Genomic DNA, 25,333 nt, shown 5'->3' with positions numbered 1-25,333 from the left:
CCACCTCTGGCGGACGGAGATTTTTCATCTCTGGTACTTTTTATATAAAGGGGAATTATATGAAAAAAACACTTCATCTTATTTTAGGCATTTTGCTTTTGCCGCTGGCACTAGGCGCGCAAAGTTTGCCCAAGGCCGAGGAAGCCTTTGAAAAAGGCGACTATACGTCCGCTCTTGCGCAATACAAGCAATTAATGCAATCCGCCACCGGCGACGACCGCCTGCACGCCCAACTGCGCTACGCCGCGTGCCAATATGGCTTGGGCGAATATTTAAACGCCGCAAAAACCATTTGGGGCTACACCCTGCCGGACAACGATTTGTGGAAGGCGCGCTTTCTGCTCTACCGTATCCAAATTTCGGACCAAGCCTCCTCGGTTTACCGCCGGCTGTTAAACGAACGGCAAATAGACTCCAAGGACGCGCAAAACGACCCCGAAGCCTGGACCAAGGACGAGTGGGAAGCCCGCATCACCCAAGATTACGAAACGCTTTGGGCTATGCGCGCCGCCCTCATTAACGCCCCGGTTGAGCGCGAAACCCTTATTTTAAACGTAAAGGAAACCGACACGCAGCGCATCCCCACGCTGTTTGACTATGTGGTTTTTGAGTGGCAGCGTCGCTTAACCGCGCAAAAGCCCGTAGCGCTCGCCCGGTTGGAAAACGCAGAATTTTTAGACGGCTACGCCACGGTTTTCCCCCAGCAAAAGGAGCAGGCCGAAAAGTTAGCGTATCTCTTAAAAACCGCCTATTTGTTAGACGGCAAGGGCCGCCAAAACGCCAAAATCTTTTGGCAGACCGATTTTATTTTACTGCCCTTTATGCAAGGCCGCTTTTTTGAACTTAAAAATAAAGAAAAAGCCCTTAACGCCGCCGTCAGCCAGTTAAACGTCATTAGCGGCCTTACCCCGCAAACAATGGGCTTTTGGAACAAAATTAAAGGCTATGTATCGGCCGACAATACTGACTACGGCCGCTCGTATGCCGCCTATCAGGCCGCCGAACTTCTGTGGCGCCGAGACGGCGACCGCACAGAAGCCCTCAAAATTGCACGCTTTGGCAAGGGCTTAAATAACGGCTATTACGCCACCCAATGCGCCCGGCTGGAAAAGCAAATTTTGCAAAAGGAACTTTCCTTTAACGCCTTGCCCAAGGCCGTTAATCCGCAAAAAATAGAACTCTCTTTCACGGCCCGCAACGCCAAAGAAGTTTTTGTCCGCGTATATAAAACCTCGTACGAGGAACTATTAAAATTTTACCGCGCAGGCCAAGTGGGCCGCACCGTCAACTCGTGGGATTTCCTCACGCGTTTGTCCGGCAAAAACATCCAGGAAGTGCTTTCCCGCGCCCCGTATAAAGCCGCTTCTGCGCCCGTAACGTACGAACGCCCGTATTTTGAGCAAAAGGCCACGGTTGCGCTCCCCGCGTTGGAAAACGGCTTCTACTTTGTACTGGCCAGTTACGATGCGTCCTTTGACGCCGCTTCCGCACCCGTGCAAGGGGCCGTTTTAAACGCCACCGATTTGGCCCTGTTCGTTACCGGCGCCATTGAGGACAACCCGGATAAATACGTTGCCACCTTGTCCGGCAAAACGCAAACCTTCCGCCCCAATGTTTTCCGCGTATATACCGCCAATTTAAAAACAGGCGCCACGGAAGGAAATGTCAATTTGGATATCATTACCACTTGGAAAGGCAACCGCCAAAAGGCCACCACGCAGGCCGACGGCTCCGCCGCGTTTGTGCGCCCCATTACGGTCAGCACCAACCGAAGTACCAATAACAACTATTTCATCAGCCCGCTGGCCGAAAAGGACGGCAGCCGCGCCTTTACGCCCGCGCTCTATTTCCATTTTTACAATAACGAGCCCGTGCGTATGTTCCTGCAAACGGACCGCGCCATTTACCGCCCCGGCGAAAAGGTTTATCTCTCGCTAAACGCTTTTGAAACCTTGCCGCGCGGGTTAAAAGTTTTGCCCAACCACCGCGTAGAAATTAAGGTGTCGGACACATCGGGCAACACCGTTTTTACCGCCCGCCCCACCGCCAACGCTATGGGCACCGCGCAGGCTGAATTTACCCTGCCGGATAACCCGATGTTGGGATATTTTCAAATCCAGGCGTCTTTGACGGCCAACAACCACACTTACCGCACTTATCAATCGTTCCAAGTGGAGGAATACAAACGCCCGGATTACGAAATCACCTTGTCCACCGACGGAGCCACCCGCGAATACAACAAGGAAGCCACGGTAACAGGCCAAGCCCAGTATTATTTCGGTTCCCCCTTGGCAGGCACCGCCATTAATTATACGGTAACCCGCCAGGACTATTTGCCGCCCTTCTATTGGTGGAAGATGCTTCCGCCGTCTGACGGCGACACAGTAGTCGCCCAAGGCACCGCTAAAACAGATGAAAAGGGTTCCTTTAAAATTACCTTTACCCCCCGCCAGCAGGAAAAGGACGAAACCTTCGCCAAATACGTCGTTAAAGCCGAAGTATTGGACGAAAGCGGCCGCGCTATCAGCACCCAAAAAGCGTTTACAGTGAGCACCCTTGCCAAACTCTTTAAACTGGACTTTACGCAAGGCTTCTATGACGCCAACACCCAAACGCCCGACTTTGCCCGCCTCACGCTTACAAACGCAGACGGCAACGCCGTAACGGGCAAGGTTTCCGTAAAGGTGTCCTTACTGGAAAACACCTTGCCGAGTGCGCAAGAGGACGACCGCTTCTATCCGCGCCCGGTAAACACCTTGGAAAACCAATTTAAAAACGCCAAGGAAGTAAAAACCGCTTTCACGCGGGATATTTCCTTTAAAAAGGCCGAGGAGCAAGTGTTGTCTTTACCCGCTCTGCCGGAAGGCGTTTACCGCCTGACCTTAAAGGCCGACAAAGCCGGCACGCAAAGTATGGTGTTTGTGGTGGCAGATGTCCGCTCCCAGTTGCAACTGCCGGACGTTACGCTCTTCCAGCGGGATACATATTACCCCGGGGAAACCGCGCGCGTACTATTAGGCGCCGGCAACTTAACGGGTTCCAAACGCGTAGAAGTCTATCGCGGGGAAACCTTCCTCACGCGCAAGGATTTACTGCCCGGCGGCGTGTCGGTTTATACGTTCCCGGTGGAGCAAGAGGAACGCGGCGGGCTCGCGCTTGCTTGGTTTGGGGCCAGCAATTACACGTTCCACCAAGGCCAAGCCACGGTAAAAGTGCCCTTTAACAACAAAGATTTGACCGCCGTTATTGACGTACCCAACGAGGTCCGCCCCGGCCAGGAAACCGCTTGGAAACTGACCGTTAAGGACGCTTCCGGCCGCCCCGTACAAGGGCAAGCCAGCCTAACGGTGTATGACAAATCCCTGGATTATTACGCCAAGCCGGAGCACGCGCTTTCGGCGCAGACGCTTTACCCGCAGAACGCCCAAACGGCGGATCGCACGGTAAACCAATCCAACGGTTACTTTGCCAATTATTTTACGGGTAAAACGGAAAACGATTTTGTACCCGCGTTCCGCTTGCCGGCAAGCAATCTGCAAATGGAGGTGCGCTCCTACCGTATGGCGGGGCTCGCGCGCGCTAACGGCATAATGTTTAAGTCCGCTATGGCGGCCGCCCCGCAACTGGCCGAAAGCAAAGCCACCTATAAGGAAAGTTTTGCGGAAACCGCCGAGGACACCTCCGCGGACGAAGCCTTTGAATCGTCCGCCGCACCCAATGATGCGGGCTCGGCGGACGCTCCGCGCACCAATTTTGCGGCTACTGCGTATTTTAACCCGGCCTTGCCTATCGTCAACGGGCAAAGTTTGGTTAAATTTACCTTGCCGCAGAGTTTAACGGCTTGGAATATTTTGGGCTTTGCCCTTACAAAAAACGCCGATTTTGGCGCATTTACCGCTTCCACCGTTACCCGCAAGGACTTTATGGTCCGCCTGCAAATGCCGCGCTTCTACCGCGAGGGAGACAAGGGCATTTTGCAAGCCGCCGTTACCAACTTAACGGGCAAAAAACTTTCGGCCGAGGTAGCCCTTGCTATCCAAAAGGACCAAGTAAACGCCCTTGCGGATTTCGGACTGACGGACACCGTTAAACGCGTAACCGTGGGCGCAAACGCTACGGAATTTGTAACGTGGGAAGTAACGGCGCCCAATGAACCCGCGCTTTATGGCGTTACCGCCACGGCCCGCAGTGGCAAGGCGAGCGACGGCGAGCAAAAGACGCTCCCCGTTTACCCGGGCCGCCAGCGCACCTTGGCTACGGTCAACACCGCGCTCAAAAACGGGCAAAACACGCTGGAACTTACCGAACTTAATGACGTCCCCGCCGCCGATATGCAAACAGCGGTACTGACGATTAACCCCAGTTTGGCGCTCTCGGTGCTTAACGCAATGCCCAACCTGCTGACCACCCCGTACAAGGACCTTGTCAGCACGTTAAACCGCTACGCGCCCTTGGCGGTGGTGCACCAATTCTACACCACCTATCCGCAACTTAAACAAGCGGTTTCAAAACTGCCCAAACGCACGGGCCAAACCGCCGCTTGGAACGAAACGGATCCCTTGCGCTTAACGCTTTTGGAACAAACGCCGTGGTTAAGGCAAGCCCAAGGCCGCCAGAGCAAAACGGCGGACTTGGTGGACTTGTTCAACCCGGAAACGGTCCAAAAAACGCTAAACAAGGAACTTACGCAACTTAAAAAATTCCAAAACGAAAGCGGCGCCTTTGCTTGGTTCCCGGGCGGGCAGGATGACGACTATTTAACGCTCTACGCCTTAAATGCGTTCGCTTCTGCCGTTTCCTTTGGCGCGGAAATTCCGCAGGCCGAAGCCAAACAGGCGATTGCCTACATCGTGCCGCGTATTGAACAGAAATTAAAGGCGGATAAGACCGGAAGCGAGGGCACTGTGGCATTAGCCCTGTATGCGGCCTATACGCTTTCCGCGTTCCCGCAAAATTGGGCGCAAATTGCGCAAGCCAAGCCCTACATCAAGCGCTGGGCCGACTACGCCGGGGAACAATCCCGCTTTATGACGGCGCTCGGACAAACGTATGCGGCGGTTATTTACCACCGCTTGGGCGATGATATCAAGGCCAACCAATATTTGGACTTGGTACTCTCGCGGATGAAGCAGGACAAACTGGCGGGAGCCTATTTCGCCCCCGAGGCGCAAAGTTGGGTTTGGTACCGCGACACCATTACCACCCAAACGGCCACCCTGCGCGCGCTGACCGAAATCCGCCCGCAGGCCCCGCAAGTAGATGCTATGGCCCAATGGCTCCTTTTCAACCGCCAAGTAAACGAGTGGAACAACTCCAAGGCCGCTTCCCAAGCCGTTTTTGCCTTGTTGGACGTAATGAAGGCCAAAGGCGCGCTCTCGCTTCCCGTAACCTATCTGGTAAACTGGGCCGGAGAGGAAAAGAATTTTGCCTTTGAACCGATGGACTGGACCAAGGACTTGCAACTCGTACGCACGGGCCGCCAAATTAACGAAAAAGCCCAATCGGCCACCATTACCAAAAAAGGCGCAATGACGGACTTTGCTTCGCTCTCCGTGCTTTACCAAACGCCCAACGTAAAGGCGTCGCCCAAGGGTGTTATTAACGTAACGCGCGAATACTTTACGCGCTTTACGCAAGACGGCGTGCAGAAACTCCGCCCGGTGCAGGATTTGGACGAAATAAAAGTAGGCGACGAGGTGGAAGTACACCTCACGCTGACGACGGACAGCGCGTTTGAATATGTACTGCTTGATGACCCCAAACCCGCCGGTTTTGAAAGCGAGGAATTAACGAGCGGCTGGGAGTGGGATAAATTATCCCTCTACCGCGAAACGCGCGACGCGGCCACCCGCTTCTTTATCAACCGGGTTCCGGCAGGAAAGGTAACACTTTCGTATGTGCTCCGTCCGACGGTGCCCGGCAAGTTCCGCGCGCTCCCGGCGCAGGCGCAGTCTATGTACGCGCCCGAATTTGGCGCACACACGGGCACGGAACTTTTAACCGTAGATAAATAAGCCTGTTTTTACCGCTCCCGGTTTGGTTTTTGCCAAGCCGGGATTTTTTATGTAAATCCGTATAAAAACCGCCCGAGAATATACTATAATGAAAGTAATTCTAAGGAGTATTTTACTATGCCTTTAACCGTTTTTGCGCCCCTTGACGGCGCCGTTGTACCGCTGGAACAAGTGCCCGACCCCGTATTTAGCGAGCGTATGCTTGGCGACGGAATCGCCCTAGACCCCGCCGGGGACACCATTTTTGCCCCAATGGACGGAAAAATCATCAATTTTAACAAAGCCCTGCACGCGCTGGTTATCACCCAAGACGGCATAGAAATTTTAATCCACGTAGGGTTGGAAACGGTCTCTTTAAAAGGCGAAGGGTTTACTCCGCTTGCCAAAGAGGGCGATACGGTTAAAAAAGGCCAACCTCTTTTAAAATTTTCCCACGCGGCGCTTGCCAAGGCCGCCAGTTCGCTTGTTATGCTGGTGGTAACCGCTCCGGCGGAAGCCAAGGTGCAACACCTTGCTAATGAACTGGTAAAAGCAGGCGCGGAACTTTTTACGGTTTCTGTGCCCGGTGCGCACGAAACGGAGGAAATCCCCCAAACCTTTACGGTTGGCGGGCCCTTTACCGTGTTAAACGCCAACGGCTTGCACGCACGCCCAGCCGGGGTGCTGGCGCGCCTAGCCGCCGCCTATGCCTATCCCGTACAAATTTGCTATGGGGATAAAACTGCCGACGGTAAAAGTTTAGTGGGCATTATGGGCCTCGCGCTGGAATACAACAGCCAAGTAACGGTAAAGGCGGGCGGGCCGGAAAGCGAAGCCAAAACCTTTTTAACCCAAGTGGAACAAGGCTTTAAAAACGCCTTTGGCGAACAAGTTTCCGCCACTGTATCTGCACCGGCCGATGAGCCCAAAAACCCGGTGGATTTTTCTGCCGCCACGCAAATAGCGGGCTTGTGCGCCTGCGGGGGCCTCGCCCAAGGAAAGGCCTTCCTTTTTAAACCGCAAGATGCCTTGTACGAGGAAAACGCCCAAAACCCGCAAGAAGAGCGCAACGCGTTGGCCGCCGCGTTAGAGGCAGAAACTGCCGAAACGCAGGCCAAAATCGCCGCCGAACCGCACAAAACCACGCAGGACATTTTGTCCGCCCATTTGGGGCTGTTGCAAGACCCGCTTTTGCGCCAAACGGCCTTGGATGCTGTCGCCCGTGGGAAAACAGCCTCTTACGCCGTAAACGAAGCCGTCCGCACCAGCATTGATATTTTAAAAAAGACCAAAAACCGCTTTTTAATGGAGCGCATTGCCGATATAAAAGATTTGCGCCGCTCCCTTTTGTGGCGGCTTAGCGGGCAGAAATATGCCCTACCGAAACTGCCCCAAGGGTGCATTTTAATCGCCGAGGAGTTACTCCCCTCCGAGGTTTCCCATTTATCCGGCATAGCCGCAGGCGTCGTATTGGCGCACGGCTCGCCCACCGCGCACGCGGGCATTTTACTGCGCAATATGGGGCTGCCCGCCGTGGTAAACGCCGGGGAAGGCGTGCTCCAAATCCCGGACGGGGCAACTGTTCTCTTGTATGCGGACGAGGGCAAGGCACTCATTAACCCCACGCCCGAGCAACTAAAAGATTTTGAAACTACCCACCAAAAGGAGCAGGCCCTTATGCAAGCGGCGTCCGCCCAAGCGCAAGAGCCCGCCCTCACGCAAGACGGCGTGCATATTGCGGTGTTGGGCAATGTGTCCGCCCCGCAGGAAGCCGCCTTGGCCGCCCAAAACGGCGCCGAGGGTCTAGGCTTAGTACGCACCGAGTTTTTGTTTAATAACCGGGCAGACGCACCCGGCGAGGACGAACAGTTAGCCGTCTATCAGGAAACTTTAAACGCCTGCAAGGACCGCCCCGCCACGTTCCGCCTATTGGATGCGGGTGGCGACAAACCCCTGCCGTTTGTACAGATTTCGCCCGAGGATAACCCTATTGTGGGCGTGCGCGGCATCCGCGCGTTCAAACGCAACGAAGCATTTTTCAGAACGCAAATCCGCGCGCTTTTGTGCCTTACGCCACTCTCCCAAGTGCGCATAATGCTGCCAATGGTAACCTTTGCGGACGAAATAATATTTTTTAAAGACCTCATCGCCCAAGAAGCCGCCAAGTTAGGCTTACAGGAACCCGTACAGACGGGGGCAATGATAGAGGTTCCCTCTGCCGCGCTCACAAGCGCGCAACTGGCCAAGCACGCCGATTTCTTTTCTATCGGCACCAACGATTTAACGCAATACACGCTGGCGATTGACCGCGGGCATAAGGTATTAAGCGCGCAAGCGGACCCGCTCCACCCGGCCGTTTTAAAACTTATTGCGCTTACCTGCCAAGGGGCCAAAAAATATGGCCGCCCCGTGGCGGTATGTGGCGCAATGGCGGGCGACCTTTCCGCCGTGCCCTTTTTAATCGGGTTGGGCGTAGGCGAACTGGCCGCCGGAGTAAAAAACATTGCCCAAGTAAAGGCGCTCATCCGCCGTTTGAACCGCCAACAATGCGCCCAAATTGCCGCGCAGGCCTTGGAATTATCCTCGGCACAGGAAGTGCGCGCCTTGGGCCGCAAACATTTTGCCCTGTAACAAGGAGAACTTATGGAAAAATTGAAAAAATCTTGTGCCTCCGTTGGTAAGTTTTTAGTGCGTTTGGGTAAAGCCCTTATGTTGCCGATTGCCGTTTTGCCGATTGCGGGCCTGCTACTACGCCTGGGCCAGCCGGATTTACTTAATATTGCCTTTATTTCGCAGGCGGGCGGGGCCGTTTTTACCAATTTGCCCATTATCTTTGCTATCGGCGTGGCCGTCGGGTTCGCCGAAGAAAACCACGGTGCCGCCGCCTTGGCCGCCTTTGTGGGGTACGTGATTTTAACCGCTACCCTTAAAACCTTGGACCCGTCTATTAATATGGATATTTTGGGCGGCATTATCACAGGTGCGGTGGCCGGGTGTTTGTATAACAAATACAAAAATATCGCGCTTCCCCCTTACTTGGCCTTTTTTGGCGGAAAACGCTTTGTGCCGATTGTTACGGGCGCGGTGTGTTTACTGCTCGCGTGCGTGTTTTACTTTGTGTGGCCGCCTATCGGGCACGGTATCAGCGCGTTTGGCAACTGGACGATTTCCTCGGGCAGCATTGGGTTGTTCTTCTATGGGCTGGCTAACCGCCTGCTAATTCCGCTCGGCCTGCACCACATTTTAAACAACTTGGTTTGGTTCCAATTCGGCGATTTTGCCACCGTCCAAAACGGCGTAAACACGCTGGTACACGGGGATTTGACCCGCTTTTTTGCGGGAGACCCCACCGCCGGAACCTTTATGGCGGGCTTCTTTCCAGTAATGATGTTCGGCTTGCCTGCCGCGTGTCTGGCGATGATTAAAGCCGCCGACACCGCCCGCAAAAAAGCCACCGCCGGGCTTCTTCTGTCTATGGCGCTTACGTCCTTTTTAACCGGGATTACGGAGCCGATTGAATTTTCGTTTATGTTTTTGGCGTTTCCGCTGTATGTATTACACGCGGTACTGACGGGGTTATCGCTGGTGGTAATGAATTTACTGCAAGTGAAACTCGGCTTCACCTTTTCCGCCGGACTTTTTGACTATTTGCTTAGTTACGGGCTTGGCACCAACGGCTGGCGGTTGCTCCCGGTGGGCCTTGTGTATGGCGTACTTTATTATTTTGTTTTTTACTACGCCATTACTAAATGGAATTTGCTCACCCCGGGGCGTGAAAGCGTGGCAACTGGCCCCACGGAACCCGCCCAAGAAAAAGAACCCGCTCCGGCTATCCAACAGGTGCAAACCAAAGAGCCGCTTTCCCGCGGGGAAAAGTACATACAGGCCTTAGGCGGCAGGGATAACATTTTATCGTTGGATGCCTGCACCACACGCTTGCGCCTGGAAGTAAAAGATTCTGCCAAGGTGGATACAAATACGCTTAAACAACTGGGGGCGCGCGGAGTGGTAAACGGCGGAAGCGGCATTGTACAGGTAGTCATCGGGCCGGAAGCGGATTTGCTTTCCGACGAAATAAAAAAGTATTTAAAATAGGGGTTTTTATATATGCGTTTAGTGGTAACCAAAATGAATTTAGGCTTGTGGGCGGCGGCGTACATCAAGGAAAAAATTAACGCCTTTGCGCCAATGCCCAAAAAGCCCTTTGTGCTGGGCCTGCCGACGGGCGGAACCGTGGTAGATATGTACGCCAATTTGCGGTTGTTCTACAAAAACCGCTTATTATCCTTTAAAAATGTGGTTACGTTTAATATGGACGAATACGTCGGCCTGCCGCTGGACCACCCGCAAAGTTACCACAGTTATATGCGGCTTAATTTATTTGACGGAACGGATTTTCAGCCCGAAAATATCCACATTTTAAACGGACAGGCCAAGGATTTAACCCAAGAGTGCGCCCAATACGAGGCCGCTATTGCCGCGCTGGGCGGGATTGATTTGTTTTTGGGCGGCGTAGGGCGCAACGGGCACATCGCCTTTAACGAGCCCGGCTCGGCCTTTAACACCCGCACTAGGCTCGTCAATTTGACCCCCAGCACCATAGAGGCCAATTCCCGCTTCTTTTTAAACGACCCGCACCGCGTGCCCAAGCAGGCTTTGTCCGTGGGGATCGGCACGGTAACGGATGCCAAAGAAGTGTTATTTTTGGCTTCCGGCGCCAAAAAGGCCGAAGCCGTGGCCCATTTGGCTGTACCGGGCAAGGACTTAAACTGGCCCATTACGGCCTTAAAACTCCACCCGCACGCCACTTTATTGGCGGATCCCGAAGCGTGCGCCCAACTGCCGGAACCCTTTAAAGGCCAACTGGCCGCGCAAATGGCCGCCGCCCCCGCCGGGGCGCATTGGACGCTGAACATAGAGGAATAATATGCAAGATTTACTAATTACCGACACCCGTGCGGTGCTGGCGGGCGAAATCCGTCCGGCGGCACTGTGGCTTTCGGGTGGGAAAATCAAACAAATTATTACGGACGGCACACCGCTACCCAATGTGCCTATTTTTAATGCCAAAGGCGCGCTTGCCGTGCCGGGGTTTATTGACCCGCATATCCACGGATTTGCCGGGTACGGGCCCGAAAACGCCACGAGGAACGATTTGCTTGAAATGTCCCAAAAACTGGCCAAGTACGGCGTAAGTGCCTTCTGCCCCACCCTCTATTGCGCACGCCCGCACGAAATGGAAGCCCTTTTAAAAACCTTACTGCCGGCACTGGGCCGGGAAACGGGCGCCCAAATTATCGGTTTTCACTTGGAGGGGCCTTTTATATCCCCCCAAAAACCGGGCGTAATGAAACCGCAGGACATCGTTCCCCCGCAATTAGCCGATATGGAACGCCTGTACGAGGCGGCCCAAGGGCATATCACTAACATTACCCTGGCCCCGGAACTGCCGGGAATTAGCCCTATTATTGATTTTTGCTTGGCGCACGGGATTTTGGTGCAAGGCGGCCACACCAACGCTACTTACGGCGAATTTTTGCGCGGAGCCCACCAAGGCGTAAAACACGCCACGCATTTATTTAATGCGATGAGCGGTTTTAACCACCGGGCCCCCGGTGCCGCCGGAGCGGTGCTGATGCACCCGGAAATTTCCTGCGAAATCATTGCAGACGGCGTACACGTTCACCCGGACGTGGTCGGCTTTTTGCGCCGGATAAAACCGCTTGAAAATATCGTGGCCATTACCGACGCCCTAAAACCCACCGGGCTTACGGACGGACCGTTTATCGCTAACGGGGAAGAGGTTATTTTGGACGGCGGCGTTTGGAAGCGCAAAACGGACAAGGTAATTGCGGGCTCCGCCCTGACAATGGCGCAGGCCTTCAAAAATTTGGTAGCCTTTGGCTACACGCCCGCCGAAGCCGCACAACTGACAAGCACCAACGCCGCGCGCTTATTAAATGTGCCCAACAAAGGGCGTTTGGAAGAGGGCTTTGCGGCGGACCTTGTGTTATTGGACCCGCAACTTAATTTACAAGCCGTCTTTTTAGGCGGAAAAAAGATATAAAATTAGCGCAAATCCCAATTAGGTGAGCCAGAAAAGGTGCCACCTGCATAATGTTGGGAAGTTTCCGTACCTAATGCCTTGCACAGCCGACGCCAACGGGCTGGCTGGGAACTTGCTTTTTCCATCCTAACACTACAAGCCCGTTTGGCATCCGCACATACCTTGTTATAAGAACTGGCATAATTATGCGTGCGGAAATATACGGCATCATATGGGGTCCAAGGAGCAATAAAAGAATAACATTGGTTGGTGCAGATATGCGGATAACCCCAAGGGTCTCCCGTCGCCCAGCAATCCCCGCCCCAACTTTCGGGCTTCTTATACGCATAGGTTTTCGGTATTTCCACATCCAACTGGTCAAAAGTATCCGCGTACTGGCCGTTTGCCAAATAATACGCTTCTTGGGCCTTTTCCACCGCATCCACCAGCGGCATATTGGACGCAAATTTAGATTTATCTACTGCCAACTGATACTGCGGCACCGCCACTGCCGCCAATATGCCGATAATGAGGACAACGACCAAGAGTTCAATTAAGGTAAAACCCGCGGTTGTGGCCATATGGCTGGGTGCTGTTAAGCCGTCATCCCGTAGAGTATTTATACGGGATCTCTCGTTTGCCGTTGCTGTCATCCCCGAGGAATTTAGTCGGGGATCCGTTGTTGTCGTTGCCTTTTTGAATAAAAACAGATCCCCGACTACGACACTCGGGAATGACAAAATAGAAGTAAATCCTTTCATTTTTTCTCCTTGTTAAGGCCCTTATATTTGAGCAAAACAGCCTTTTATACGCGTTCTTATACCCCGGATACATCCGGGTACACCCACCGCGATTTATCAAAATTTTAACAAAAAAAAAAAACGAAACAACCCCTTTATAAGCAACTGTTAAACAACAACGACAAAAAACAGTATTCCTTGCCGTTATCCTGCCACGACATAAAAAACCCCGAGGGAGAACTCGGGGATTTTTCTAATTGGCTTTCTTTAAAATATACTTTTCGGCTAGGTCGCCTGTTATCGGCCGCTTGTCTTGGTCCAAGAGGGCCGCCTGGCCCGGCGAGAGTTGTAAATAATAGCCCTCTTGCTGAGGAATCGTCAGAGTAGCCACTCCGTTTTCAACCGTGTAGGTGCCCTTATCTTCAAACACTCCGTCGGCTTTTTCCAAATATTCACTCGTCCAAGTAAACGTACCGTCCGGCAGAAGCGCAACCGTGGTTTTGATACCCGGTCCGTCCGCCGCGGGCAAAACACCCGTATAGATTTCCCCCACCGCAGAAACTTGCTCCGAAGGGGCCGCTTCCTCGGGCGCAGGCGCGGGCTTGCTACAAGCCGCCAATAAAATAGCGGCCACTAATACTGTAATTTTTTTCATATTTTCCTCCCTGGTTCATATTTTATCAAAAACTGGTTCCCGCCAACGAACCTTTTTGAGGTTAGATAACGGGATATTTTCCGCCGGGAAAATGTGAAACTTAAAAGCGCAGGCCGCCAAATTTTGATAAAATAAAAGAAACGCTTTCCGCGCCCGTAGTTCAATGGATAGAGCGTCAGCCTCCGAAGCTGGAAATGTGGGTTCGACTCCCGCCGGGCGCAAATTTAAAAGCCTCGCTGTTGCGGGGCTTCTGCGTTAAATACAGCGCCGCCACGCCGCCCCCTCAAATTGATATAATACAAATATGGGAATAGAAGAAATTGAGCAGAAGGATTATTTTTCCATCGGCGACGTAAAGCGCATCACCGGCGTGCCGGAATATTCCGTGCGCTACTGGGAAGCCGAGTTCGGCCTCATCCGCCCAATTCGCCTAGAAAGCGGACACCGCCGCTACACCAAGGAAGATGTTTACACTATTCTCAAAATTAAGGATTTAATTTATAAGCACAAATTGACGCTGGAAGGCGCCAAAAAACAACTCTCCAAGTATCAATTCCTGTCGGCAAATAAGGCCGAAAAAGCCCATAGCGATGTGAAACTTCTGACGGAAATAAAAGAAACACTGGAAGAATTGTTAAAATAATGATAAAATATTTAGGTAGTCAGGAAAAGACTATTTTACGGGGAGTGGCTCAGAGGTAGAGCGCTCGCTTGGGGTGCGAGAGATCGCGGGTTCGATTCCCGCCTTCCCGACCATTTAAAAATTATTTACGGGGCGTAGCGCAGATGGTAGCGCGCACGGTTCGGGACCGTGAGGTCGTGGGTTCGAATCCCGCCGCCCCGACCATTTAGAAAGCCGCTTTTAACTAAGCGGCTTTTTTGTTTTATATTTTTCCCAGGCAAAACTCCTATTTTCTCTCCAAACCAAACATTTTTTAATGATATAATAAAAATAATTATGTAATACTTGGAAGCAATTTGATAGATATAGGAGATGATGATGCCCGATAACGAAGTACAAACAATACGAGATTTTATTCTATATCAGTATGCTAAAATTATTGCGAAATCTGCGTTAAAACACAAAGACGGCGTTCAGGCAAAAAAAGCCTCTTATGGTTTTATAAAAAAGACATTTCGTCAATTAAGAGATAATGAAAAAAAGTGGTCTGATATTTTGAGAGAAGATTGGCAACTGGTCAATAGTGAGAAAAAGTGTATTTATTGTGGCAGTACGGAAAACTTGTCCCAAGAGCATATTGTCCCCAAAACATTGCTGGTAAATGAACGCTGTCCCCATTGCGACCATATACAAGGAATTCACAATTTAATATGGGCTTGCGAAAGTTGCAATAGTGCAAAGGGCCAAAAAGGGCTCTATACTTTTTTCTGCCAACAGCATCAGGGGACCAAACACCCATCGGATTTTCTTCCTCCGCTATTGGAGAAAAAATACCTAAAAATAATTTACTTATGCCACCAGTGCGCAGGGACGTTAAACAACCCGCTTACTAATAGAGATGTTTGTGAAATAGACAGCGTCGTTAAAAATTTTGCAACAAAAAAACATCTTAATTAGTAATATTTCTTTTGAGGTACACTAAAATATGAAGATTGCAGTTGCCGGGATGGGATATGTGGGGCTTTCGCTTGCTACGTTGCTTGCCCGCCATAGACATTATGCCCCAAAAGGTGGATTTAATTAATCATCAAAAGTCCCCCATTGCAGACAAGGAAATAGAAGAATTTTTGGCATCAAAACCGCTTCATTTATCCGCTACCTTGGACCCGCAAACCGCCTATACAAATGCGGATTTCGTCATCATCGCCACGCCCACCAATTACGCCCCTCAGCAAAACTATTTTAATACGTCCGCGGTGGAGGACGTCATCCGACTGGTCAAAAAATATACTCCCGCCGCTACCGTGGTTATCAAATCCACAATTCCGCTGGGTTATACGCGTAAAATCCGCGAAAAAATGGGGCTAAAAAACATTTTGTTCAGCCCGGAATTTCTGCGCGAAGGGCAAGCACTATATGATAACTTATATCCTTCCCGCATTGTGGTAGGGACGGACCTCTCGGACGAATTTTTAACCAAACAAGCGGAAGTCTTTGCTGATTTACTCAAACAAAGCGCGCCAAAACCTAATATCAAAACCTTAATTATGGGCTACACGGAAGCCGAAGCCGTGAAACTATTTTCAAACACCTATTTGGCCTTGCGCGTGGGTTATTTTAACGAACTGGACACCTATGCCGAACTGAACGGGCTCAATAGCCGGCAGATTATTGAGGCCGTCTGCCTGGACCCACGTATCGGCGACTCCTATAATAACCCCTCTTTTGGCTACGGCGGCTATTGTCTGCCCAAAGATTCCAAGCAACTGCTGGCGAATTACCAAGATGTACCGCAAAACATCATTTCCGCCATTGTAGCCGCCAACCGCACGCGCAAAAATTTTATCGCCGAACGCATCTTTCAACAAGCAAGCGTTACACCCGACACAGTAATCGGCGTATATCGTTTGACGATGAAATCGGGGAGTGATAATTTCAGGCAGAGTGCCATACAAGGCATTATCAAACGCCTGCAAACCAAAGGGACAAAAATTATTATTTACGAACCGTCCTTGGAAAACGGCTCATCTTTCCACGGGTGCGAAGTGGTAAACAATTTATCCGACTTCAAACAGCGCTCCTCGCTGATTATTGCCAACCGTTACGCAAGCGCCTTAGACGACGTGCAAGGCAAAGTCTATACGCGCGATTTATTCAAAAGGGATTAAGCCTTACAAACTGCGGATGGCCCAGGGTTTGGGATAGAGATTGTTGGCGCGGTCGCCCAAGTTTTTTACAAAGCCGAGCGGGTGGCCCTGATACGTTACCAGCACAAAGCCGCGCGGCGTACCCGCTGGCAAGACGAGGGCTTCCCGGTGCAAATAGCGCAAAGCCGCGTCCAACGGCAGTTCCGCGCGCGGAAAATCCGCTTCCTTTGTGGTAAGCGAAAGCGCCTGCGCAATAGACGGGATTTGCTCCCAGCCTTTGGTTTCGGGCTTGGGCTGTCCGTCGGAAAGCAAGTGCAAAAGCGGGTATTTTTTTACTTGCGTACGCAGAGAAGCGGGCAAAGTTGCAAAAGCCCGATTTCCCCCCGTTTTGCGAAGCACCGCCATAAAGAGCCCCTCGCTACGGGTTGTGCCCGGGATAAAACGGTACACGGGTTGCTCCCACCCGTCCAGCAGACTGCCCGTAATCTGCCACGCGGGCTGCACGGGCACGGACAAAATTTCCGCACCTAATTCGTCAGCAAGCCAGCGGACGTTTTCCTCATTTTCGTGCGTGTTAAAGGTACAAGTGCTGTAAATCAGCAGGCCCCCGTCTTTGAGGCACGGCCAAATATCGCGCAAAATCTGCCGTTGGCGTTCGGCACAAAAATGTACATTTTGCGGGCTCCACTCTTTTATGGCGCCCTCATCACGACGAAAAAGCCCCTCTCCCGAACACGGCACGTCCGCCAAAATCACATCAAAAATCAAGTCCGTTTTCGCAAAATCCTTGGGCGCGTTGTGCGTAACCAAGGCGTCCGGATGGCCTTGTTTAAGGATATTTTCCAAAAGGATATTGGCGCGGCGGCGGTCAATCTCGTTGCTGACCAGCACGGAACCCTCGGGCAGGGCGGCACGCATTAGGGTAGATTTTCCCCCCGGTGCGGCGCACAAATCTAGCGCGCTGACAGGGCCCGTAACCCAATGGCGCAGGACGTGGTCCAAGAAGAGCGAGCCCGCCTCCTGCACATAATACACCCCGGCGTGGAGGAGCGGGTCGCGCGTGAAAGCCGGGCGCTCGTTTAGCCAAAATCCCCCTTGGCACCACGGCACAGGCTCGGCCTGCGGGAACGGGTTTTCCGTGGCCTTCCACGGGTTAAGGCGCACACTTACCGCCGCTTCCTGTGCAAACGCCTGCACAAAGCGCTTCCAACGCTGTGGGCCGAACAAATTAGCGGTATATTGGGTAAATTCTTGCGGTAAGTTCATATGTAACTTTATTGTACAAATATTTGCACAAGACAGGGAACAATGGACGAGATTTTCAAACGAGCCAAGCCACGGAGCGAATAAGGTGCGCGGCGCAACTGAAATTACACCTTGACTTTACGCCGCGCGCTTATTAAAATATAAGTAGTTCTTTGAAAAGAAATAGGATATCTTATTACTAGGTGAAAAAATTGCCAAATAAGGAAAACTACTTATCTTGTTCCTATTAGGCACCGAAGAATAAGGTAAGATTTGTAGCCCGCGCTGGTTTAGAGCAAAAAAGTTGTTCCTATTAGGCACCGAAGAATAAGGTAAGATTTGGATATAATAATATATATTAATACCCTCCCGTTCCTATTAGGCACCGAAGAATAAGGTAAGATTTGGCCTTTTTGCGGGCTTTTGTAAAATTTTCTGTTCCTATTAGGCACCGAAGAATAAGGTAAGATTTGGTTGTTACAATCAGCGTTACGTTTATGTTAGTTCCTATTAGGCACCGAAGAATAAGGTAAGATTTGTGGACGATTTTGGACTTTGGGACACCTATCGTTCCTATTAGGCACCGAAGAATAAGGTAAGATTTGTAGAGAAAGAGATATTATAACAGATTTCCCGTTCCTATTAGGCACCGAAGAATAAGGTAAGATTTGTTAAAATAATTAGCAATCAACCTGATAGCATGTTCCTATTAGGCACCGAAGAATAAGGTAAGATTTGGGTATAATGAACGGGGATAACGCCCCGGAGGTTCCTATTAGGCACCGAAGAATAAGGTAAGATTTGAATATCAATATTTTTAATATTGTTAAACTAGTTCCTATTAGGCACCGAAGAATAAGGTAAGATTTGATAAACTATAAAAAGTTGTTAAAAAATAAGCCTTTTTGGTAAAATAATTTCAGGAACCTTATTCTTATTTGTGCCTCAACTTAGGTAACAAGGGCTTTCAAGCCCGCAAAGGGATTTATTCCCACTTAAATTAGTTTTAATTTGGTTGTAAATAATTAAAAATCCTCAAAAAGTATGAGTTGCTCGTGCTTTTTGGGGATTTTTTCTTGCCGTAAAGACGGCCCATAGAAGTTTCTCGTCAGGCCAAATTGTTTGTCGGTAATCATCAAAAAAGCGCACTGCCCCTGCGGCGGCGTTTGCGGCCCTAACTGTTTTATTAGGGCCTGCGCCTGGTGCATTGTGGGCACATTGCGCACATATACAGAATACTGCATCATACTAAACCCGTTGTGCAGCAGCAACTTGCGAAACCCCGCGTACCGCTTGCGCTGGATTTTGGTTTGCGTCGGTAAGTCAAACACCGCCACCACCCACATAATGCGCCAACTATTGGGTTTCATAGGGAAACTGCGTGGCTTGCCACAGGGAGGCCGTGGGAGCCTTCCCGGGGCGGGCGGGCAAATTGGGCAGCAGTAATTTGCGGCGTGTGTCCTGCAAACTTAAACAATAACTATTGACGGCAAAATCTACGCCTTGGAATAAGCGGTATGTCTTCCCTGCAATAGTAATTGTGCTTGCAAGCAACGCAGAAAGCAGTTGCTTTTTAACCTCTTTATCAAAACTGGTCGGGTGGTTATCCCTAAAAATTTGATATACGGCCCGGTCCGCCAAAAAGCGAAAGGGCTCTATAAAATCGTCGGCCAAGTTGAAGGGATTATCCTTCCGGCAATGCCCCACCCCAAAATTTAGGCACAGCCCCGCCCCCGCCAGTCCCCGCGCCACAATTGCGCGCAACACGGCATAGCCGTAATTTAGCGCAATGTTTACCGGATCCGTGGCCCCCTGTTTATCCCTAAAATCAATAGGATTATCAAGCGATTTAAAAAATTCCGGCCAATACAGTTGCGCGGCCTGCGCTTCCCGGCACTCTTTATCCCCGGGCTCAATGTGTTTAGCAATTAATTTAAGCCGCTCGGATAGTTCCGGCGCAAACGCGCTTGCCACCAAGGCTTGGCCCAACACCTTGGACGAGAGCAACTGCGCCCAGCATTGCCCGGCGGCATCGCTATCCAACTGTTGGGCTTGCTGGAAAGGGCGGCGCGCGCCGTCTATATTCACGCCAAGGGGCACGCTCATTGCGCAGGGCATATACTTTTCCCCCGCCGTAAGGATTACCGCCCCGTTTTTAGCCAGTTCCTGATAAACGGCCAAAGACAGACTGATACACGGGTTAGCCAAAATCAGCACGGCAATATCGCACGCGGCGATAAAATGCGTTTCGCCCGCGTTTTGAAAGGTTATTTTGAGCCTACCCGTATCAATAGATAGTTTGGCTTCCCTATCAATACTAATCAGATGTTGTATGCTCATTGTTCTTTAATTTGGCGATATCCTGCCTGCTGGATACCACGCTGTAATTTTTAATATTGGAAGTTCTAACTTCCGCCTTCTGTACTTCGGTATTTAATTGCAATACCAAGCCCGCCTGCGCACTATATGATTTAACTGTATAAAATTGCTTTTCCGTTTTATCAAACAACATATCCCCAATAAACACGCGCACCACGCCGGGCGGTACTTGCTTTTGTTTGCCATACTTCCACAGCGGAACAAGCGCCAACTTTTTGCCTGTTTTCGCGTCAAAATCCATACAGGCGTACCCGCCGTTTTGATAGGCTTTTTTGTGCGAAGTGCCTACTTTATCCGTGTTAGAAATTTCTTTATCCGCGTTTTCGTCAAACACGCGGACGCCACGCCCGGTTAAATACATATATTTTACTTGCTTAACTTTATTTCCGCGGTAATAAATCCCGTCAGCGGGGTCGTCTTTCTTTCCGCACAAGGCTTCCTCTTGCGTCATCCCCTGCGCCAAGCGTTCTTTAAACTTGGCAATAATTTCGTTTTTTTCCGCGTCGCAAAACAGCAGTTTCTCCAAGTTTTCCAAGGTTTTCTTTGCGTTTGCCTTTAAGAAACTGGAAAGCGGGGCGCGCTTTACAAAGCGTTTTTCGCCGTCTTTGGGCAGCACATTATACGCCGTTTGGTCAAACAGCGCGCCGCTTGGAAAGTGGTCCGGCTTATGCCATACCACATAATTGGTTAAACGGGCTTGCACGGCGTCGCGCAGGGCCGCGTATTGCGGGATATTTTCCAACATAAAGCCCGGGATGTCTTTATCTTTATTGCGGGTACCGTCCGAATTGATCCCCTCAATTTTATGCAAGGTACCGTACTTTCTATTATGGACAGAAGCCCGTTGCACCAAGGACAAATTGCACAGGCCGATTACCGCCGCATCCACCGCGTGGTGGCGGTGGTCGCACCGTTTATTAAATTGCAGTTGAGTACGTTGTTCCCGCACAAAATTAAAATATGCCTTTTGTTTATCGCTTTCCGTCAGTAAGTCCTTATCCTTGCAATACTTCTCAAAATCCTCCTGCAACGCCCCGGCTTCTTTGTAATTTAACTGATGTTTGGTGTAAAGTTCCTGCCATTTGGCGGGGTCTATTTCTTTATCGTCTTTATCATAGAGAGTTTTCCCTTCCTGCAAGCGGATTAAGGGCAGAACATCCTCAAAATGCAACTGTCCGCGCAAATAGGCGGTTAAGGCCCCGTAAGAGGGCGTAACCTTGGGGCAAAAGTCCTTGCACCAGTCCAGCACAATTTTGCCTATCCAAGCGGTTTCTTGGTTCTGGCGTGCCACAAAATCTTGCTTTACCTCATCGGGCGTAGCCAGCAAGTTATTAATTTTGCGCAAAATACGCGCCCCTCTTTGCGTGGGTTTATATTTGTGGTCGCGGGCGGAGTAATACCCCTTTTTCTCTTTGGAATAGAGGGTCCACAAATGCTGTACAAAGTTAATCAGCGTGCTATGGCGGCCAAAATCGTAATTAACCGCCTCTTTATTCTTCTTTTTCTGCTTGTTGGTGGCTTGCAAGGCCAAGTAATCGTCTATATCCGCTTGGAATTTCCACTCGTAGGGCAGGCGATTACTTTTTTCTTTATTTTGGTCCGTAAACGCCAACACCTTATTTTCAAACACGTTCGGCCCGCCAATTTCCCCGCGCTGCGGGATAATATGGTCCACCTGCGTTTGCTTTTCGTCAAACGCCTGCCAAAAAACAATATTCTGTCCGCTATATGGGCACATTTGTCCCTGTTCTTTCCACAGCAAATACTTTTCTATATTGCGGGGGCTGACTAACGTATGATTTGCCTGCAATTCTGCAATAGCCTCTTTGCGCGCGTCCGCCTGGACTTTATTTTGTCCTTCCAAAAATTGGCGGCGGCGCAAGGAGTTTTTAATGTCGCGGGAAAGTTCCACCACCACTTCGGCCGGCTGGCCAAACTTGTGCAAAGTATAAGCCATTACCCGCCTAAACTCCGCGAGCGAACGGGAAACCACCGGGTCGTTAATGGCTTGCTCCTTCAAAATAGCCTCGGTAGAGCGGAATTTGCCCTGCGGGTGCGTTTTTTGCGCTTCTATTTCCGCCAAGACATCCGCCTCTTGCTCGCCCTGCATAATGCGCTCCGTCAGCATTTTAAGCGCTTTAATGCTGTACGAACTGCGCCCTTGCTCCAACGACAACTCTGGCAATACGTTGCGCTCTTTTAACTTCAAAATAAACTGATAGCACGCTTCGCAATCCTGAGAGGTAGGCTTTAAGTTTTTGGTTAATTCCGGTACACGGTCTTTTATGTACGCGTCCGAATTGTCCATAATGTCCGACAGGGTGGAAACATTGGCTAAAAATTCCAAGACCAATTCTTGCGCTTCGTCGGTTAAATTGGCCCAGTCGTTTAAAACGCCCGCCTTTTCAAACGCGTACAAGGTGGTGTTGCCTTTCAGCCCGCCCCGGGCGTGGTAGGTGCGGTCCAAGGTAAAGGTACACCCTTCCGGCAAGCCCAAATCCTTATATAGCGTGGCAAACGGAACGGCCTTTGTTTCCGCCGAATATTCCGCCGTGTTGGCGTCCAAGAAATTAAAAAGTTGGGTCTTTTGCGCCAAGGTGAGCGGGACGCTTTCACGCGTGTTTTTATTGCGCACGCGCAAATCGGCCAGAACCTTTGCCATACGGTAATGCTGGTAGGCAATTTGGGCCGCGGCGGCGCGCTTTTCCGTGGGATAAATGTCGCAGTTCCCGACCGTTTCCAATTCCCACTTTATCGGGCGTTGGTAAAACATTGCAGAGTGGAAGGCATCTTTCAGCGGAATTTCCGTTTTGCCCGGAAAATCAGGGAACATTTTATCCCCCCACACGGCGTAGGAGCCGTTTAACTCCGGGTGGAACTTGGCTTGCGTGTCCCAAATGCGGGCAAATTCGTCCTCTACTAATTGGCGGTAAATAAAGGTACCGTCTTCTTCCACCTTCCGCCACGGCTGGCCGTTGGCCTGCGTTTTGCGCTCGTACAAGAGTTCGCCCAAGGTTTTGCCCCCGGTAAGGGCTTGCGCCGTTTGGGATAATTTTTTGCCGACGGTGCCTTTGTCCTCTGCGGACAAAGTACCCTTGTAGCCGCGGTTTTTGACGATGTGGCTAAGCACCTTGATAAGTTGCGGGATAGAAATTTCCTCCCGCACCGCTTTGGCACGCAAGGCGATAACGTCCTCCGGCGTGGCGCGCAGAACTTCCGGCGTAACGCCCAAGGATTTAGCAATGTAGGACATTTTTTTAAGGCGTGCCGCCTTGCGCTCCACCTGACGGCGAATCAAACGCGCCGCACGGCGGGCGGTGTTCAAAGTTACCATTTCCTTGGGGGCCACAGGCTCGCCAAAGATATAACTGTCCAAATGTTTTAAAGAAAGGATTTTGCCGTTATCGTCCGTCTCGTAAACGGCTACGCCAATAGAAGATGTGCCCAAATCAATACCCCAACGGTAATTTGCCATAGTATGCTCCAATAGAAAAATTTAACGAGGAAGAAAAGCAAGTATATATCCATACAATACAAAAAGCAGGTTTTTTATGCAAGCAAAAGCCGGGTGGGCGAGGGGATAGCAATAAAGCGCACAAAAGTATAGCGGCTTGGATTATTGGTTAGGGCGAAGTTTGGCACGCGGGATAGTAGGACGCGGAGCCCCGCAACCGATTAAATACGCCTCGGCCTGTCCGCTTACAAACGGGGACAAATTCCGCATATAATCCGTAATGCTTGTCCCGTCCGGCAGGCGGTGCTGCAAATCAATATGGTGCCGTACCAAGCACTTATAGACGGGTAACCGCCCCATACCCATTGCCGCGTAAAAAAGCGCATTTCGCCCGTAATTATCCACAGTATTTATATCCGCCCCGTATTTAAGCAATTTAATGAGCATAGCAGATTGGTTGCAATACGCCGCCCGCAAAAGGGGCGTTTCTTGGGGATTATAGTCAGCCTTGCAAGGAGCATTTTTCATATTGGGGTCCGCGCCGAATTTTAGCAATACGGACGCCAGCCGGGCATTGTCGCGCGTGAGCGGATCGCCGCTCTCTGCGGCCCACCACAAGAGAGTGTGCCCGCGCTCCGTTGCGTTTGGGTCTGCCCCGGCTTTTAACAGCCGCCGCAAGAGTCTAGCCAGATACCGCCCGGGCAAAATGCCACTATACCCAATCAGGTCCGCCAGAAGTGCCCCCGTGGGCCGGGCGCCGCGACTTAGTAAAAACTGCACCAGGCGGATATTTTTAGCCAAACAAGGCTCCAACAAAATATCGCCCGGGTACTCGCGCATTGGCCGATTGACATCCGCCCCGCCTAGCACCAGTTGGCGGAGGCGCTTCGCGTTACCAGACAAGTATGCTTCAATTAATGGTTCCATATGTTTATCATAGCACTCCCCGGCGACAACAGTTTGTCGCCTTGTATTTTTCGGGCGGGCGGCAAATAAGTTCGGGCGCTAAAAATGCTATACTTTGACAAGATGTGGACGGAATAATTCCCCAAGGATTTGAAAAATGTTTTGGTATAAGGCAACGAGCAAAGAAATACTGCAAGCGAGGACGGATATTTTTCTGCAAGATATTCTCCCTATTATGACAGAGAAAAATTTTGTTAGCGCACCCTTCAAGGACGCTTGGTTTGGATACTACGCGGGATTGGGGTATATGTACGATATGTGCCGCTTGCGTGAGGGCAAATTTTTGGAGTTGCTCACTACCACTATATGCAGGAAAGATAATTATATACAAATACGTATAATGGCTTTTGAACTTACCCCGCGGCTCAAATCGCTTTCGCTACTTAACAATACGGCTGGACTAGCCTATAAAGTCCGCCCCAATAATGAAAAGGAAATGCGGCTGGATACAGATTTCTTTGAGCGGGCGCCGATATTATCCAAGAAATTTTGGCAGGAGCCTTGTAAATTGGGACATTATTTTACCAAAAGCGGCTATTTAAAACAAGTTGAAAAGTTGCGCAGGGGAGTAAAAGCGGAAATAGGCAAAATTGATGATTACTTTAAAAAGTGGTATTTAGTGCATACGCCCAATTTAACGCATTGGGACGGCAGGGTAATAGAAAAAAGATAAGAGGATTTCAGCCCTACAACGCCGCCACGGCTGGAAGATACATAAAATTCCCAAGTCGCAAAGGCTGGCTGGGGCTGCTGTCTATTTAAAGTATAAGGTAATGACTTTTTTAAGGTACACAAACTAATGTAGGTTTATTGTAGAGGTGTATTAAGGAGGGAGGGGCAAGTTGCAAAGTTTTTTAATATTTCTTTCCTTTAAATTTTTTGTACACCCACTGGGCAGGACGGGCATTGCCTCAAACGGTGTTGGCCGTGCGTCGTGGGTAGCGAGGTTTACTATTCTAATAAGTTCTAATGGGTGGCAGTAAATTATTTTTGTTAAAGTCAAAAAGTCCCTTATTAAGGCAAGTACGGTCTAATAGTCAAAGGTTGTTCTAGGGATAATTTTTTTAAAGACAGACGTGTAGTTTC

Annotated in this window: 14 protein-coding genes, 3 tRNA genes, 2 pseudogenes and 1 CRISPR repeat array; of the genes and pseudogenes, 12 read left to right on the top strand and 7 right to left on the bottom strand. The window is 50.6% G+C overall.

What is annotated here, in order from left to right; genetic code table 11:
- The first annotated feature begins 59 nt into the window (after window positions 1-59).
- The 5 genes and pseudogenes from ACR0QV_RS06710 (at window position 60) to nagA (ending at window position 12,060) form a co-directional block, all read left to right on the top strand.
- Window positions 60-6,014 (top strand): MG2 domain-containing protein, encoded by a 5,955-nt coding sequence (locus tag ACR0QV_RS06710; protein ID WP_432635644.1) that lies wholly within the window; start codon window positions 60-62, stop codon window positions 6,012-6,014.
- 117 nt (window positions 6,015-6,131) lie between these two features.
- Complete coding sequence (gene ptsP, locus ACR0QV_RS06705; RefSeq protein ID WP_432635642.1) at window positions 6,132-8,624, top strand: phosphoenolpyruvate--protein phosphotransferase; 2,493 nt, start codon at window positions 6,132-6,134, stop codon at window positions 8,622-8,624.
- Window positions 8,625-8,636: 12 nt separating this feature from the next.
- Window positions 8,637-10,073: pseudogene (gene nagE, locus ACR0QV_RS06700) on the top strand (N-acetylglucosamine-specific PTS transporter subunit IIBC); the annotation flags it as partial.
- Window positions 10,074-10,100: 27 nt separating this feature from the next.
- Complete coding sequence (nagB, locus tag ACR0QV_RS06695) at window positions 10,101-10,919, top strand: glucosamine-6-phosphate deaminase (RefSeq protein ID WP_432635640.1); 819 nt, start codon at window positions 10,101-10,103, stop codon at window positions 10,917-10,919.
- Window position 10,920: 1 nt separating this feature from the next.
- Window positions 10,921-12,060 carry an N-acetylglucosamine-6-phosphate deacetylase gene (gene nagA / locus ACR0QV_RS06690; RefSeq protein ID WP_432635638.1) on the top strand — a complete coding sequence of 380 codons (1,140 nt, stop codon included), beginning with the start codon at window positions 10,921-10,923 and terminating at the stop codon, window positions 12,058-12,060.
- Between the two features lie 2 nt (window positions 12,061-12,062).
- Here the strand turns inward: nagA and ACR0QV_RS06685 are convergent, their stop codons facing one another.
- The gene (locus tag ACR0QV_RS06685; RefSeq protein ID WP_432635636.1) at window positions 12,063-12,800 is read right to left on the bottom strand and encodes a type IV pilin protein; all 738 of its coding nucleotides are present in this window, start codon (window positions 12,798-12,800) and stop codon (window positions 12,063-12,065) included.
- 232 nt (window positions 12,801-13,032) lie between these two features.
- Window positions 13,033-13,434 (bottom strand): copper resistance protein NlpE, encoded by a 402-nt coding sequence (locus tag ACR0QV_RS06680; protein WP_432635634.1) that lies wholly within the window; start codon window positions 13,432-13,434, stop codon window positions 13,033-13,035.
- Between the two features lie 149 nt (window positions 13,435-13,583).
- Between ACR0QV_RS06680 and ACR0QV_RS06675 the strand changes: the two genes are divergently transcribed.
- The 6 genes and pseudogenes from ACR0QV_RS06675 to ACR0QV_RS06650 all read left to right on the top strand — a co-directional run bounded on the left by ACR0QV_RS06675 (window position 13,584) and on the right by ACR0QV_RS06650 (window position 16,224).
- Window positions 13,584-13,655: transfer RNA gene (locus tag ACR0QV_RS06675), tRNA-Arg, on the top strand.
- Between the two features lie 83 nt (window positions 13,656-13,738).
- Window positions 13,739-14,077 (top strand): MerR family transcriptional regulator, encoded by a 339-nt coding sequence (locus ACR0QV_RS06670; protein WP_432635632.1) that lies wholly within the window; start codon window positions 13,739-13,741, stop codon window positions 14,075-14,077.
- A 38-nt stretch (window positions 14,078-14,115) separates the two neighbouring features.
- Window positions 14,116-14,190 (top strand) — tRNA-Pro (locus ACR0QV_RS06665).
- Window positions 14,191-14,205: 15 nt separating this feature from the next.
- Window positions 14,206-14,281, top strand: a tRNA-Pro gene (locus ACR0QV_RS06660).
- Window positions 14,282-14,434: 153 nt separating this feature from the next.
- A complete protein-coding gene (locus tag ACR0QV_RS06655; protein ID WP_432635630.1) occupies window positions 14,435-15,013 on the top strand; it encodes an HNH endonuclease in 579 nt (192 codons plus the stop codon).
- A 28-nt stretch (window positions 15,014-15,041) separates the two neighbouring features.
- Window positions 15,042-16,224: pseudogene (locus ACR0QV_RS06650) on the top strand (nucleotide sugar dehydrogenase).
- Between the two features lie 3 nt (window positions 16,225-16,227).
- On the opposite strand, the gene ACR0QV_RS06645 reads toward ACR0QV_RS06650, so the two are convergent.
- The 5 genes from ACR0QV_RS06645 to ACR0QV_RS06625 form a co-directional block, all read right to left on the bottom strand.
- Entirely contained in the window at window positions 16,228-17,469 is a 1,242-nt protein-coding gene (locus ACR0QV_RS06645) for a methyltransferase RsmF C-terminal domain-like protein (RefSeq protein WP_432635628.1), read from the bottom strand.
- Window positions 17,470-17,688: 219 nt separating this feature from the next.
- A CRISPR array of direct repeats spans window positions 17,689-18,318; the repeat unit is 36 nt; unit sequence GTTCCTATTAGGCACCGAAGAATAAGGTAAGATTTG.
- Between the two features lie 155 nt (window positions 18,319-18,473).
- Complete coding sequence (gene cas2, locus ACR0QV_RS06640) at window positions 18,474-18,818, bottom strand: CRISPR-associated endonuclease Cas2 (protein ID WP_432635626.1); 345 nt, start codon at window positions 18,816-18,818, stop codon at window positions 18,474-18,476.
- Window positions 18,805-19,788 (bottom strand): type II CRISPR-associated endonuclease Cas1, encoded by a 984-nt coding sequence (gene cas1, locus ACR0QV_RS06635; RefSeq protein ID WP_432635624.1) that lies wholly within the window; start codon window positions 19,786-19,788, stop codon window positions 18,805-18,807. Before cas1 ends, cas2 begins: the two co-directional genes overlap by 14 nt.
- The gene (cas9, locus tag ACR0QV_RS06630) at window positions 19,766-23,302 is read right to left on the bottom strand and encodes a type II CRISPR RNA-guided endonuclease Cas9 (RefSeq protein WP_432635622.1); all 3,537 of its coding nucleotides are present in this window, start codon (window positions 23,300-23,302) and stop codon (window positions 19,766-19,768) included. Before cas9 ends, cas1 begins: the two co-directional genes overlap by 23 nt.
- 141 nt (window positions 23,303-23,443) lie before the next feature.
- A complete protein-coding gene (locus ACR0QV_RS06625) occupies window positions 23,444-24,208 on the bottom strand; it encodes an ankyrin repeat domain-containing protein (RefSeq protein ID WP_432635620.1) in 765 nt (254 codons plus the stop codon).
- Between the two features lie 214 nt (window positions 24,209-24,422).
- On the opposite strand from ACR0QV_RS06625, the gene ACR0QV_RS06620 reads away from it, so the two are divergent.
- On the top strand, window positions 24,423-24,920 hold the full coding sequence (locus ACR0QV_RS06620) for a hypothetical protein (protein WP_432635618.1): 498 nt from the start codon (window positions 24,423-24,425) through the stop codon (window positions 24,918-24,920).
- Window positions 24,921-25,333: the final 413 nt, after the last annotated feature.

It is taken from the genome of Candidatus Avelusimicrobium sp. (assembly GCF_050873505.1).
GTDB lineage: Bacteria > Elusimicrobiota > Elusimicrobia > Elusimicrobiales > Elusimicrobiaceae > Avelusimicrobium.
Note: the sequence above shows the minus strand (reverse complement) of the source record. Positions and strands in the feature narration are given on the sequence as shown.

Excerpts from the sequence above, each read along its gene's own strand:
- ptsP (WP_432635642.1), top strand. The coding sequence starts at position 6,132 with ATGCCTTTAACCGTTTTTGCGCCCCTTGACGGCGCCGTTGTACCGCTG.
- ACR0QV_RS06685 (WP_432635636.1), bottom strand. The coding sequence starts at position 12,800 with ATGAAAGGATTTACTTCTATTTTGTCATTCCCGAGTGTCGTAGTCGGG.
- ACR0QV_RS06680 (WP_432635634.1), bottom strand. The coding sequence starts at position 13,434 with ATGAAAAAAATTACAGTATTAGTGGCCGCTATTTTATTGGCGGCTTGT.
- ACR0QV_RS06710 (WP_432635644.1), top strand. The coding sequence starts at position 60 with ATGAAAAAAACACTTCATCTTATTTTAGGCATTTTGCTTTTGCCGCTG.
- ACR0QV_RS06670 (WP_432635632.1), top strand. The coding sequence starts at position 13,739 with ATGGGAATAGAAGAAATTGAGCAGAAGGATTATTTTTCCATCGGCGAC.
- cas2 (WP_432635626.1), bottom strand. The coding sequence starts at position 18,818 with ATGAAACCCAATAGTTGGCGCATTATGTGGGTGGTGGCGGTGTTTGAC.
- cas9 (WP_432635622.1), bottom strand. The coding sequence starts at position 23,302 with ATGGCAAATTACCGTTGGGGTATTGATTTGGGCACATCTTCTATTGGC.
- nagB (WP_432635640.1), top strand. The coding sequence starts at position 10,101 with ATGCGTTTAGTGGTAACCAAAATGAATTTAGGCTTGTGGGCGGCGGCG.
- ACR0QV_RS06620 (WP_432635618.1), top strand. The coding sequence starts at position 24,423 with ATGACAGAGAAAAATTTTGTTAGCGCACCCTTCAAGGACGCTTGGTTT.
- ACR0QV_RS06625 (WP_432635620.1), bottom strand. The coding sequence starts at position 24,208 with ATGGAACCATTAATTGAAGCATACTTGTCTGGTAACGCGAAGCGCCTC.
- cas1 (WP_432635624.1), bottom strand. The coding sequence starts at position 19,788 with ATGAGCATACAACATCTGATTAGTATTGATAGGGAAGCCAAACTATCT.
- ACR0QV_RS06655 (WP_432635630.1), top strand. The coding sequence starts at position 14,435 with ATGCCCGATAACGAAGTACAAACAATACGAGATTTTATTCTATATCAG.
- ACR0QV_RS06645 (WP_432635628.1), bottom strand. The coding sequence starts at position 17,469 with ATGAACTTACCGCAAGAATTTACCCAATATACCGCTAATTTGTTCGGC.
- nagA (WP_432635638.1), top strand. The coding sequence starts at position 10,921 with ATGCAAGATTTACTAATTACCGACACCCGTGCGGTGCTGGCGGGCGAA.